10 protein-coding genes are annotated in these 12,647 nt (G+C 68.8%); 5 read left to right on the top strand and 5 right to left on the bottom strand.

The features are described 5' to 3' along the window. Positions 1 to 63: 63 nt before the first annotated feature. Positions 64 to 1,845 (bottom strand): FG-GAP repeat domain-containing protein, encoded by a 1,782-nt coding sequence (locus OG429_RS38830; protein WP_328929952.1) that lies wholly within the window; start codon positions 1,843 to 1,845, stop codon positions 64 to 66. Positions 1,846 to 3,620: 1,775 nt separating this feature from the next. Here OG429_RS38830 and OG429_RS38825 point away from each other — a divergent pair. Then, entirely contained in the window at positions 3,621 to 4,355 is a 735-nt protein-coding gene (locus OG429_RS38825; RefSeq protein ID WP_328929951.1) for a dienelactone hydrolase family protein, read from the top strand. A 393-nt stretch (positions 4,356 to 4,748) separates the two neighbouring features. Here the strand turns inward: OG429_RS38825 and OG429_RS38820 are convergent, their stop codons facing one another. Both OG429_RS38820 and OG429_RS38815 read right to left on the bottom strand, forming a co-directional pair. Further along, complete coding sequence (locus tag OG429_RS38820; RefSeq protein WP_328929950.1) at positions 4,749 to 5,477, bottom strand: sulfite exporter TauE/SafE family protein; 729 nt, start codon at positions 5,475 to 5,477, stop codon at positions 4,749 to 4,751. Between the two features lie 164 nt (positions 5,478 to 5,641). Further along, entirely contained in the window at positions 5,642 to 5,863 is a 222-nt protein-coding gene (locus tag OG429_RS38815) for a hypothetical protein (protein ID WP_443051301.1), read from the bottom strand. A gap of 335 nt (positions 5,864 to 6,198) precedes the next feature. Here OG429_RS38815 and OG429_RS38810 point away from each other — a divergent pair, with 335 nt between their 5' ends. Then, positions 6,199 to 6,711: a site-specific integrase gene (locus tag OG429_RS38810; protein ID WP_328929949.1), complete on the top strand. Its 513-nt coding sequence runs from the start codon at positions 6,199 to 6,201 to the stop codon at positions 6,709 to 6,711. A gap of 100 nt (positions 6,712 to 6,811) precedes the next feature. On the opposite strand, the gene OG429_RS38805 is transcribed toward OG429_RS38810, so the two are convergent. Then, positions 6,812 to 7,378, bottom strand: a complete 567-nt coding sequence (locus OG429_RS38805) for a TetR/AcrR family transcriptional regulator (RefSeq protein WP_328929948.1) — start codon at positions 7,376 to 7,378, stop codon at positions 6,812 to 6,814. A 146-nt stretch (positions 7,379 to 7,524) separates the two neighbouring features. Between OG429_RS38805 and OG429_RS38800 the strand changes: the two genes are divergently transcribed. Beyond that, positions 7,525 to 8,994, top strand: a complete 1,470-nt coding sequence (locus OG429_RS38800; protein ID WP_328929947.1) for an MFS transporter — start codon at positions 7,525 to 7,527, stop codon at positions 8,992 to 8,994. Between the two features lie 338 nt (positions 8,995 to 9,332). Here the strand turns inward: OG429_RS38800 and OG429_RS38795 are convergent, their stop codons facing one another. After that, complete coding sequence (locus OG429_RS38795; protein ID WP_328930551.1) at positions 9,333 to 9,905, bottom strand: GNAT family N-acetyltransferase; 573 nt, start codon at positions 9,903 to 9,905, stop codon at positions 9,333 to 9,335. A 950-nt stretch (positions 9,906 to 10,855) separates the two neighbouring features. Here OG429_RS38795 and OG429_RS38785 point away from each other — a divergent pair. Beyond that, positions 10,856 to 11,017, top strand: a complete 162-nt coding sequence (locus tag OG429_RS38785) for a hypothetical protein (RefSeq protein WP_328929946.1) — start codon at positions 10,856 to 10,858, stop codon at positions 11,015 to 11,017. Positions 11,018 to 11,412: 395 nt separating this feature from the next. Beyond that, positions 11,413 to 12,561, top strand: a complete 1,149-nt coding sequence (locus OG429_RS38780; protein WP_328929945.1) for a DUF475 domain-containing protein — start codon at positions 11,413 to 11,415, stop codon at positions 12,559 to 12,561. The last annotated feature ends 86 nt before the right edge of the window (positions 12,562 to 12,647 follow it).

Genomic DNA, 12,647 nt, shown 5'->3' with positions numbered 1-12,647 from the left:
TCGCCGGCCGGGGTCGGCGGGCGGACCCGCGCCGTCGCTCTCAGCGGCCCGGGGCCGCGGGGGTCAGAGCATGTTCTTGTAGATGTTCCACCCGGTGCCGAACTTCACCCGGGGGGCGAAGGTCGCGGTGCCGGACTTGCCCGTCGAGGTGTACGTGTACACGTCGCCTCCCGGGAGGCGGGCCATCAGGTCGCCCTTGCTGTCGCCGTTGATGTCGCCCGGGACGAACAGCGTGTCGTACTGGTTGAAGCCGCTGCCGACCTGCTCCCGGGCGGCGAACGGCGCACTGGCCGTGCCGGTGCCCTTGTAGAGGAAGAGGCCGCCGGCGGTGTCCCGGGCGAGCAGGTCGGGCCGCCCGTCCCCGGAGTAGTCGCCCGCGCCGACGAGGGTGTTGTAGCCGTTCCAGCCGGTGCCGACCTTGATGCGCGTGCCGAACTTCGTGTACAGCAGACCGTCGCCGGGGTGCAGCCACAGGACGCCGGCGGAGTCACGGCTGACCAGGTCGCCCTTCCCGTCGCCGGTGAGGTCGCCGGGGCCGGCCATCATGGTGTAGTTCCACGACGTGCTGACCTTCACGCCGCGGACGTAGAGGTCGGTGCCGATGTTCTGCACGTAGCTGGCGTGGTTGTGGCTGTTGAGGCCCGTGGCGTACGTGTTGCGGGAGCCGGGCGTCTCCTTGCCGACCGCGACCGGCGGCGACAGGTAGTCGCCGTTGGCCAGGGCGTAGTACTTGGCCAGGACGTTGTCGGCCTGGGTCATCACGTTCTGGCCCTTGCCGAAGAGCGATGTGGTGCCCGCGCCGACGATGAACTTGTTGAGTTCGTAGCCGCTGCCGAAGTAGGCTGGTGCGGCGAACTTGCCGCCGCCGATCGACTTGAACCAGTACTCCACGCCGTCGTGGTCGCGGGCGAGCAGGTCGCTTCGGCCGTCGCCGTCGCCGTCGTCCGAGCCGGTGATCACGTTGTACGTGTTCCATCCGGTGCCGACCTTGACGCCGGGCTTGAGCGGGGCGGTGGCGCTGCCGGCTCCCTTGTGGAACCACAGCTCGCCGGCCAGGGTACGAGTGAGGACGTCGCCGATGCCGTCGCCGTCGACGTCGTTGGCGCCCACGACCTGGTCGTAGATCCCCCAGCCGGATCCGACCTTGACCCGGGAGTTGAAGGGTTTGCTGACCGTCCCGGTTCCGGTGTACAGCCACAGGTCACCGGCGGGGTCCCGGGCCAGCAGATCGGGACGGCGGTCGCCGGTCAGATCGCCGGTGGCGATGATCCGGTTGTAGATCTGCCAGCCTCGGCCCGACCACAGGGGCGCCGAGGTGGTCTTCACGCCCGCCTCGTAGAGCGTGAGCACGCCGTCGAACGTGAGTGAGAGGAGTTCGGGCTGGGTGGTGCCGCCGACGTCGCCCACCGGCAGCAGGTCCTTGAACGAGGCCTCGGGATCCGGATCGGTCTTGGAGATCGTGTAGTCGCTCCAGGCCTTGATCGACGACAGGTAGACGGCCGTGACCTGGTCGTACTCCATGACGATCATGTCGCTGACGCCGTCGCCGTCGACGTCGTGCCGCGGCTTGGCGGCAGCGGCCACCTGGGCCGGGACCCGGGCCGGCATGACGACGGTCGGGAGCCCTTGGCCGCCGGCCGTTCCGGTCACGGCCGACGGTCCCGGCGTCGGCACGGCCGGGCTCGGCACGGCCAAGCTCGGCGCGGCGATACTCGGCGCGCCCAGGCTCGGCGCGGCGACGCTCGGTGCGGCGGCCAGAGCGCCGGCGGCCAGGGCGAGAACGCTCCCGGCGGCCAGGGCGCGCAGCCGTCTGCGCTGCGGTGACGTGCGGTGCGATGTAGTCAAGATCCCCCCTGAGGATCGAGCCGTGGGGCTCTGCCCTGGCACATGTCATGTGTATGTCCGGGATCACGCGTCCGTGCGTGAACGACCCCCCCGCTTCCGTCCGTGCACGCTAAGCCCCGTCACCGACGTTCACGTCGGCACGATCACTCCGGTTCCCGTTCCCGGCACATCAGTTGGGCTTCCTGCACCGGGCGTGTGAGGACGACGTGCCGGCGCGTCCCCTGCTCCGGGGCCAGCGGTCAGACGCACGTGGACGGTCTTGCCGCCCTCTGGGACCGGCCGGACCCCCACCGCGTCGGCCAGCCGGGTGATCAGCAGCCAGCCGTACCCCTCCCCGCCGTCGGTGCCGCCGTCGGCCGGCCGGCGCCGGCGCGGCGGGTCGGGCTGGCGTCCCTGGCGTCGACGCCGCGCAAGACCAGGCCTTCTTCACCACCCACTTCACCGGCGCCCGAGCCGCCGCCGACGAACCCGACCAGGCCGCCACCACCGCTTCGGCGAACGGATCAACTGCGGGCGGCACGGCAGGTTCGGGGGTGGACACGGACCGGGCTCCTTCGCGAGGGGTTAGCTGGACTTGCCCGTGCCCGGCTTGGACGGTACGGGCGGCATACGCGGTACCCCGGTAACGGCCGCCGGCCCGGCCGGGCCACGAGCCGCCGCCCGCGGCGCTGCGGTGCGTGCGGTGCGCGCCGGGCCCGGCCCAGGCGGCGGTGCGCCGGCCGCAAGGGCCACCTGGCGCAGCAGCGCAGATCAGCTGCACACCAGCCCACCGGGACCAGGCCGCCGCAGTCGTGCCGCTTGCACACGCAGTTCTCGCCCGCCCGGGCGTGCGGGACCCCGTGGCGGACCGCCCCGCCCGCCGGCTTCTCCGAGGCGGTGCCCGGCAGCCGGGCGGGCCACTCCAGCGTGATGCGCAGGCCACCCGACCCCGACCGGAACCGGTCGGTGACCCGGACCTCGCCCAGCACGGCGAGCGGACCCGCACCCGGTGCGGTCAGCCGGGTCAGTGCGGCCCCGAACTCTCCGGCCGCCAGGGCGGCCAGAGCGTCGGCGTCCGCCCGCGTCGGTGGACCAGCCCGACAGCTGGTCGGTGTCCTCGATGTCGTCGGTAAGGCCCAGCCACGGGGCATCCAGGCGGAACCGTCGTGTCCCGCCGCCCACACAACGCACCAGCAGCGTGGCCGCCGCTGCCCCGGCGGGGACCTCGATCTTGTCGTTGGCGAGCAGCCAGGCGACAATGTCGGCCCGGTCGAACTCCGGATGCACGCCCGTCCCGCCGGTCGGGGCGGGGAAGTCGGTGTGGCGGCGGCGCCAGTTGACCACCGCCGCCCGCCCCACACGTGCGATCTGGCCCACCTCGGCGAGCAGGAACCGGTCCGTGTCCGGGTGACCGGGGTGAGGCCGGCAAGCAGGGAGCGGCGGCCCGGACGGGTCTCCCGCACCGCCCGCCAGTCCACCCCAGGACGGGCGACGTCCAGGAGCGCAATGGCCTCGGCGCTTTCCCTGTCAAGTCCTGCGCGTTGAGGTGAGTGAGTGTTCGAGTGCGCTGTGCGGGCTGGTGGTACTAGCGTCGGCTTTGTTCGGTGCTCTACGTTGTGGGGATGACTACCGGGACGGCATCGCGCCACACACGGATTGGTGACCCGGTGCTCTTCTGAGCACCGCGCGGGCAGATTTCGGCCCGCTGATCGATCGAGGATCTTGCGTTGCTGCGCGAGCTCCGCCTTCGTCGTGTTGATCACAGGTTCGACACATCAACCACGACAGGAGGATCCATGCCCATCAAGACGCTGCAGATTCCCACCGCGGACGGTCAGGCCGACGCGTTCGCCGCCTTTCCCGACCGCGGCGAGCAGCACCCAGGGGTGCTGATGTACGCAGACGGCTTCGGCATCCGGCCCGCACTGCGGGAGTTGGCCCGCGAGCTGGCCAGGCACGGGTACTACGTGCTCGTCCCCAACCTCTTCTACCGGAACGGCTCGGCACCGGTGCTCGAACTGCCCGAGCACATCGGCGAAGAGGTCCGCCCCCAAGTCATGGCCCAGCTGATGCCCCTGATCCAGGCGCACACAGTCGAACGTGCCCTGAGCGACGCCGATGCCTACCTCAAGTTCCTCGCCACCCAGCCCGAAGTCGGCGCCGGTCCGGTCGCGGTGACCGGCTACTGCATCGGCGGCCTCCTCGCGATGCGCACCGCCGCGGCGCACCCGGACCGGGTGGCCGCCGTCGCCGCGTTCCACGGCCCCGTGGGCGCCGATGGGCCCGACCTCTTCTCCAGGATCACCGCAAAAGTCCACCTCGGCCATGCCGAGGGCGACCTGACCCCCCAGGCCCTTGAGGAGCTCAACCAGGCCCTGGATGCCGCACGTGTCCGCTACACTTCCGAGATCTACCCCCACACCATCCACGGCTTCACCATGTCCGACACCGACGCTTTCAGCGCCTCCGGGTTGAAGCGCCACTGGGACCGCCTGCTCCCCCTCCTGGACCGCACCCTGATCAGCAGTTGAGGCAGGGGTCAGTACATCGACCTGGGGCCGAACCAGCCCTGTTGCATCAGCTTCAACACGCCCATGCAACAGGGAGGGCGCTGTAAAGCGGGACGGTCGTCACCCCGCCCTGGTGCTTGAAGTCGACCTCCACCGGGCCCACGGGGGCGACGTACCCGAGGCGGACCACCTCGTCAAAGTCCCGGCGCCGCACGCCAAGCCTCACCGCGGCCTGGTCCGGGCCTAGGGGGACGTGCCGGTCCAGGGGCGCGCGAAAGCGCGGGCCGCCACCGGGTGGGGTGGCGGCCCGCGCTGAGGGTCGTCAGGTTCGCTTGGGTCAGTTGTGCCGGGCGACCTTGACCGCCGAGACCAGCAGCATCACCGCGAGTGCAGGGATCAGGACCAGGTCCGGAATCACGCCCAGCAGGAACCCACCGAGGAGCGCGCCGGCGATCGAGCCCGTCGCCATGAGGGCGGCGAAGCTGCCGTCGCGGCTGTAGCGGGCGAACGCGACGAGCATCGTGGGCAGGGACACCAGCAGGGACAGGTTCCCGCGAGCTTGATGTCCGTTCCGAACAGCAGCACGATCGTGGGGATCAGCAGCTCCCCGCCGGCGACGCCCATGATGGCCGCGACCACGCCGATCCCGAACCCGGCCACCACCCCGGCCACGACCTGGACCGGGCCCGGCAGATCCAGGGATCCAACGGCGGTGGTGCGGGTGACCACCAAAGCCGCGGCCATGGCAACCATGAGGACCGCTAGGACCTTGTAGAAGGTCGCGGAGCGCATGCGCACCGCCCACGAGGCCCCGGCCCACGCGCCGAGCAGGCTGCCTGCCAGCAGGTTTACCGCGATCGCCCAGTGGGCGCCGAGGTCGCCGAAGGAGACCGCGGCGAACCGGGCGGGCAGGGCGGTGACTACGACGACCAGGCTCATCGCCTTGTTCAGGATGACGGCCGACAGGGCGGCGAGGCCGAACATGCTGATCAGCAGCGGCAATCGGAACTCCGCGCCGCCCAGTCCGATCATGCCGCCGAGCACGCCCACCATCGCGCCGGCCCCGAACACCAACGGGGCCGACCACAGCCGTTCAGCGGCGGCCAGGCCCTTGTCCGGCGACACCTCGACCACACCCTTCACCTACGCCACCAGCCAGCAGCCAGCAGCCAGCAGCCGCGTGGCCTCTCAGGGTGGTGGGGACATCGTGGCCGACGACTGTCGACGCAGCAGCCATCGAGGGCGGGTGGAAATCAGACATGCTCGACATGTCTGCACAATCCCTACAACGGATAGGCAGTGAAGGATCACCCGTGCAGACTCTGCAGCACCACCGCCGCGGCCAGAACCTTCGGCGGCAGACTCGGACGGCCATTGGACGAGGGAAACATGTCCGCGAACATCCCCGGCGGGAACAGCACCTCGCGATGCTCAGCCAGGAACGCGAAGACACTCCCCGCCGGGATCAACTCCCGGCACGTCTCCCACACATCCGGCCCGACCGTCTCCCCGGCCCATTCCCCCTGCATGCCAACAAGACTGGACCGAGCCGCGGCCAGAACCCGAGATTTTCTGCAGCCTTCTAGCTAGACGCCAGCGACCCCTCGCCGCGTACACGGCTCTGTTCTCGTATGGCTGCGGCGAACGGACATGTAGCCCTGCGTGATGCTCGGGGCCGGACCCCGCGCGAGGGGCAGCGGTACAGCGGATGGTGGTAGAAGCCTTCCACTTCCGGGTCGGCTCATCGGACTTCCAGCTGATGATGGACCGTCAGTGTGGTGCCGCAGTAAACGCCGGAACTGCGGCGGAGCCCCTATCGTGACCATCGCGACCTGCGGCGGACGGTTCCGGCAGCCGGGGTGAGGTGTACGCATTTACTGCGGCGGCGCCGGGAGGGCGGAGCGAGCGTGACCATCGAACCGGTGACCGCAGCCCGCTGTTCCTCACCGGCCGCAGGGCCCCGGCCGGGATCGCGACGCTGGACGTGTGCGAGGAGACTGGCCGGGCCCGGCTCTCCTATCGCCGGGCCGAGGAGATCTTCGAGGAGCACACCCGGCTGCTGGCCAACCCGCTCGCCTCGCCTGAGGGCATCGAGCACCTGGACGGCTGGACCCTGCACCAGCTCCGCCGCAGTGCGCTCACGCACGACGCCGAGGAGGGCACCTCTACCCTGCTCGCGCGGTCCCGGCGCGCATCCGTCCGCTCGTTGGAGCGGTACGCCCGCCCCGGTGTCGATTCGGTAGCCCGGCACGTCGCCGAGCGAGACCCCGCCGCCCGCCACAACGGTTCAGCTTCCGGAACCTACCGGCGGGTTGCATGGGCCCTGGTGTCCGAGTCAGGACCACTGGACCGTGATCCCGGTCTTGTCGGGGCATGACCCAGATACGCCAGAAACCCGCCACGGCACCTCACGGTGCCAGGGCTCCGCGGAGCCCTGGCACCGCGTCCGAGGGCTGATCCCGGGGACCGCGTCGAGGTCACAGCAATCGGTCGACCAGCCGGTCGACGTAGTCCGGGGTGAGCGGGACCATGCCGAACAAGACGCGGATATACATCGGGGCCAGGATGTGGTCCAGCACGTCGAACGCGTCGGGTGCGTGCTCGCCGCGCTCGCGGGCGCGATCGAGCATGGACTGCAGTTGCCGCATGCGTTCGGCGCGGAGGTCGTCACCCGCCTGCAGGCCCTGCTGACCGCTGCTCGACAGGGCGACGGCCAGGCGCACCACCGCCAGACCGTCGGGTCCGGTGATCTCGCGGGCCACGTTGGCCGCGTAAGTGCGCAGGTCGCCGGCGAGGCTCCCGGTGTCGGGCATCGGCGACTGCGCATTGAGGCGGGTGAGCGCCACGTCGGTGAGCAGGGTTTCCAGGCTGCCCCACCGGCGGTAGATGCTGCTGTCGGCCACGCCCGCGCGGGCTGCGACCTCGCCGACGGTGAAGTTGCCGTAGCCGCGCTCACTGATCAGGTCGGTGACGGCCTGGCGCACCTGCGCGCCGACGCGGGCGCTGCGTCCGCCGGGCCGCCGGGCTTGCTGTCGCTCGTTCATGGCCCCACCTTAATGCAGTCACGACTTGCGTTTGAGCGGCAACCCTCCTTACAGTCTCCTAACGCATCCGCTGACTGCTTTAGGGCGCTCAGAGGCTGACCACGTTGGTCGTGAAGAAGCGCAACTGACGATTGAGAGGAATCCCCATGGCGGTATCGCATGCGGCCGTAGGCAGCCGACCGAACCGGGCCGTGCTGCTCGCGGTGACCTGCCTGGGCCAGTTCATGGTCCTGCTCGACAACACGATTGTCGGAGCAGCGCTGCCCGACATGCAGCACCGGCTGCACACTCAGCTGACCGGTCTGCAATGGATCGTCGACGCGTACGTACTGCTGGTCGCCATGCTGCTGCTGTCCGGCGGTGTCTTCGCCGACCGGTTCGGCCGCAAGCGGGTGTACCTGACCGGCGTGGCGGTGTTCACCGCCGCGTCGGTGCTGTGCAGCCTCGCACCCTCGCTCGGCTGGCTGGTCGTCGGCCGGGTGCTGCAGGGCATCGGGGCCGCGGCGCTGAGCCCTGCCTCGCTCGCCCTGCTCGCCGCCGCCTGTCCCGCGCCGCAAGAACGAATCAAGGCGATCGGCCTGTGGGCCGGATTCAGCGGAATCGGTCTGGCCGCAGGCCCCGTGGCCGGCGGAGTGCTGACAGATACCCTCGGCTGGCCCGCCATCTTCCTGGTCAATCTGCCCATCGGCGTGGTCCTTCTGCTGGTCGGTCTGCGCAGCCTTGAAGAGACCCGCAATCCGAGCGCCCCCGCGATCGACATCCCGGGGACGGTGCTGTCCGTTCTGGGGGTGGGGGCACTGACCTACGGGCTGATCGAGGGTGGTGCCCGCGGCTGGACGTCTCCGGTGATCCTGGGCAGCTTCACCGCCGCGGTGATCCTCCTCGCCGCCTTCGTCGCCGTCGAAGCGCGTCGTTCCGCTCCGATGCTGCCGCTGCCGCTGTTCCGGCAGCGCCTGTTCACCGTGTCCAACACCGCCATGGTCGTGGTGGGGTTCGCGCTCATGGGTTCGTCGTTCTTCTTCTCCCAGTTCTTCGTGTACGTCCAGGGCAGCTCGATCCTGCGCGCCGGCCTGCAGACCCTGCCGGTATCCCTCGCCATGGTGATCGTCAGCCCGTACGCGGGCCGGCTCGCCGCCCGGTACGGCTTCCGCATCGTGGTCACCACCGGCCTGGCCCTGGCCGGCCTGGGACTGCTGGCGCTCGGCACGGTGCACGCCGACACCGGCTACGGGAACGTGTGGTGGCGACTGGGAGTCGTCGGCATCGGCTTCGCCCTGACCATGTCCCCCCTGACGGGAGCCGCCATCCAAGCAGTCAGCCCGCAGGAAGGCGGCCTCGCATCAGGCATCAGCAGCACCACCCGGCAGATCGGCGCGGTGCTCGGCGTGGCGGTACTCGGAGCCATCGTCCGCACCCGGCAGTCTGGCGGCGCCTCCTTCGAGACTGGCCTCAACAGCGCCTTCCTCGCTGCCGGCGCCGTCACTTTGGCCACCGCCGTGTTCACCGGCCTGTGGCTGGCGAGGTCCAAGCCCGCGGAAGGCTCCGCGGCGCCGCAACGTTCCACCGATCCAGATGCGGTCACCACCTCGAACAAGGCATCCGCGAACAGCCGTTGACGGCGTACAGCTACGGCGAACGAACATGTAGCGCTGGGTAACACCCGGGGCTGTGTTCACCGTGAGGACCAGCGGGGCGGAGCGACCGAGTGGATTCACCGGCAGTCCGGAACCGCCCAGCTGCTGCCCCGGCTCATCGCCCGGCGCACCCGCGGCCCCTGTTCCTCACGGACCTCAGGGCCCCGGCCGGAACGGCGGCACCCGACGTGTGCCCCGAGACCGGCCGGGGCCGGCTCTCCTACCGCAGGGCCGAGGAGATCTTCGCGAAGAACACCCGACCGCCGGCCAACCCCCTCGCCTCACCTGGAAAGGAACCGCCTCCGCGATGCCGCCCGTATTCAGGGGCAGGGAGCGTCGAAAACGGGCGGTGTAGGGCGGTTCAGCCGCCAGACCACGTTGATCCCGCTGCCTGAGGGAGCTGCGGGCGGCGTTGCCTGTTCACGCAGGACTTCCGTGAAGCCCAAACGGCGTGGTATCGCGGCGCTGGAAGTGTTGGCCAGGTCGTGCGCGATTTCCAGGTACTCCACGTCCGGCAGGGTGAACATCTCGGTGACCAAGGCCGCCGTCGCTCTCGTGGCGATGCCCCGGCCCGTGGCGGCAGGGTGCAGCCAATACCCCATGCGCCAGCCCTGAGGTTCGGACCCGTGGTAGCTCTGGCACATGCCGATGAGAATGCCGTCTTTGGCTATGGCGTAGTCGTACACCTCACCGCTTGCCCACTTTGACTCGGACTTCGCGAGGAAGTCTCGGGTGCCCTTCTCGCTGTGACGGGCGACCCACGGCTCCCAGGGGCGCAAGTGGTCCAGAGACTCCTCGATCAACTTGAATGCCGGAGCGAAGTCGCTCTGCCCCCGCCAACGTCGCAAGACGAAGTCTCCGCAGTCAATAATCTGCCCCGGTTGTCGCTCCATGACGGCCATGGTTGTTCGCAAAACGGCTCGCTGCAACGGAATACGGAAGGACTGGTGGGCCGTCTGCCTGGCAGAGGCGGCGACGGCATCGAAGGCCAGGAAGCGTGCGGTCTTGCGCTCGTAGCGACAGTGCAGGCGGCGGCACCGCCGGCCACGCCACCGTGCGGTCCACGCTCCAACGATGCCGGACCACCCGCTGGGAGGGCTCTACGCCCTTGCGGGCGATGCGCGGGCTGCTCGGTTTCGCGCCTACGCCACAGACCGTCATCCGGGGATCGGCACGAGGCGCCCTGTCGTCTGCAGCCGCAGGAGCATCGCCTCTCGCACCACGCGCAACCCACAGATTTGCCACGAACGAGTCGCACGGGGCGAACGCAGGCGGCGGGATGAGAACTCGCCTCGGGTCCCTGCAAGCTCTGAAGAACGCGAACGCATCGCACAGCCCCGAGCAGCGGGGGCGGCCACGTTCGATGTTCTTCACGGAATGGCCCGAGCAATTGTCAAATCCTGTGGATGCGGTGTGGCCGGATAAGCGGTGAGGTTCTTGTCCGTCCTGGAGAGCCAGTCGCTGACCCGTCGGTCGTGCGAGGGTGTGGTCATGATGATCGCGATGGCCGAGCTGCCCGGTGCGGGGTCTGTACGGTCAACGGCTCTGGCTCACATTCGGTGGTATCCGAGAGTGACGGCGGGGCGTCGACGGTGAAGTCGCAGCTCCGCACCATGGGACGGGCGCTCTGTATCGTCGGCACGCCTGCGAGTCCCCGCCACTGACATGAGCACTACCTGCTTGGCCTGCTTGCGCACTGCAGCGCCGACTGCACATCAAACACCCAGGTCAGAAGCTTGACCGCTGTCGGCAGCCAACACTCAGCCTCCTTTACACTCCGTCACCACCGAATGTGAGCCAGAGCCCGGTCAACGGTGGTTCTTCGGACAGGAAGTGACACCTGATGAGAGGTTTGACCGTATCGGCTGAGGCCGTACTGGAAGTGCAGCCTGCCGGGCTGGCACCGGATGTCCTGGACGACCAGCTGATCAGTCAGCTGGTGGGCCGGGCCCAGGCGGACGGGATCAAGCTGACCGGCCAGGGTGGTTCTGCGCTCAGTGCCTGATTGAGAACCGGGAAGTCCAGGTCGGAGGCGGTTCCGGAACGGCAACGGCCCATCCGTCCGGTTCAAGCGCTATGTCGGGTAGGTCGATGATCACGGTGAAGCCCGCGCTCCTCAGGGCGATCCCAAGTACGAGCACAGCCGTCTCGCCCGATCCTGGGCAACCCCACGACGGTGATGCGCCGCAGGTTCGCACTCAGGCACTCGGTGAAAACGCGTCCATGGAGTCGGCGACATTCTTCGGTTAGGTCTACCAGCACGGCGACGAGCGGAAGTTGCGAACCGTTGGCCCGGGGGGATGTGTCAGGGCTGCGAGGCGTCGCTCTAGACTTCAGGGTCAACGTTTCGTAAAGCCATGTACGGCGCGGGGAGCCCCGTACACGACGATTGGGTAGCCCGTGCTTCTGAAAACGTTCGGCTGGTCGTTCGCGGTCACCGCGCTCGGCCTGATCGCGGCAGTGTTATACGGGGGGTGGGCCGGCTTCGGGATCGTGGCGATCCTGTCCATCCTCGAAATCTCGGTGTCCTTCGACAATGCCGTGGTCAACGCCGGGATCCTGAAGAAGATGAATGCCTTCTGGCAGAAGATCTTCCTCACCATCGGTGTCCTGATCGCGGTTTTCGGCATGCGCCTGGTCTTCCCCGTCGTGATCGTCGCCGTCAGTGCCAAGATCAGTCCGATCGAAGCGGTACAGCTCGCGCTGGACGACAAGGACAAGTACCAGCAGCTGGTGACCGACGCCCACCCGTCCATCGCCGCCTTCGGTGGCATGTTCCTGCTGATGATCTTCCTCGACTTCATCTTCGAGGACCGTGACATCAAGTGGCTGGCCTGGCTGGAGCGTCCGCTGGCCAAGCTCGGCAAGATCGACATGCTGTCGGCGTGCGTCGCCCTGATCGTCCTGGTCATCACCTCGATGACCTTCGCCACCCAGGCCCACCAGCACGGTGGCGTCCACGTGGACAAGGCGCAGACCGTCCTGGTCTCCGGCATCCTGGGCCTGATCACCTACATGATCGTCGGCGGCCTCTCCGGCTACTTCGAGAACAAGCTGGAGGAAGAGGAGGAAGCCGAACACGAGGCGGAGGAAGAGGCCAAGAAGAGCGGCAAGCCCGTCTCGGTCGTCGCCATGGCCGGCAAGGCCGCGTTCTTCATGTTCCTCTACCTCGAAGTCCTCGACGCCTCCTTCTCCTTCGACGGAGTCATCGGCGCCTTCGCCATCACCAACGACATCGTGCTCATGGCGCTCGGCCTCGGTATCGGTGCCATGTACGTCCGGTCGCTGACCGTCTACCTGGTCCGCCAGGGCACCCTCGACGACTACGTCTACCTGGAGCACGGCGCGCACTACGCCATCGGCGCCCTCGCCGTGCTCCTGCTCGTCACCATCCAGTACGAGATCAACGAGGTCATCACCGGCCTCGTCGGCGTCATCCTGATCGCCTGGTCCTTCTGGTCCTCGGTCCGCCGGAACCGCAGGCTAGCGGCGGCCGAGGCGAAGGGCACGGGGTCCGACGAGAAGGCCGAGGTCTCCTCCAGCGTCTGAGCCGGGCCGCCGACGCGGATGGATTGTGCAGGAGCGTGCCCACGGCCGGGAAACCGACCGTCTCACGCCGACCGTCTACGCGTTCG

Origin of the sequence: Streptomyces sp. NBC_00190 (genome assembly GCF_036203305.1) — a bacterium.
GTDB lineage: Bacteria > Actinomycetota > Actinomycetes > Streptomycetales > Streptomycetaceae > Streptomyces.
Note: the sequence above shows the minus strand (reverse complement) of the source record. Positions and strands in the feature narration are given on the sequence as shown.

Excerpts from the sequence above, each read along its gene's own strand:
- OG429_RS38825 (WP_328929951.1), top strand. The coding sequence starts at position 3,621 with ATGCCCATCAAGACGCTGCAGATTCCCACCGCGGACGGTCAGGCCGAC.
- OG429_RS38815 (WP_443051301.1), bottom strand. The coding sequence starts at position 5,863 with ATGCAGGGGGAATGGGCCGGGGAGACGGTCGGGCCGGATGTGTGGGAG.
- OG429_RS38805 (WP_328929948.1), bottom strand. The coding sequence starts at position 7,378 with ATGAACGAGCGACAGCAAGCCCGGCGGCCCGGCGGACGCAGCGCCCGC.
- OG429_RS38800 (WP_328929947.1), top strand. The coding sequence starts at position 7,525 with ATGGCGGTATCGCATGCGGCCGTAGGCAGCCGACCGAACCGGGCCGTG.
- OG429_RS38795 (WP_328930551.1), bottom strand. The coding sequence starts at position 9,905 with ATGGAGCGACAACCGGGGCAGATTATTGACTGCGGAGACTTCGTCTTG.
- OG429_RS38785 (WP_328929946.1), top strand. The coding sequence starts at position 10,856 with ATGAGAGGTTTGACCGTATCGGCTGAGGCCGTACTGGAAGTGCAGCCT.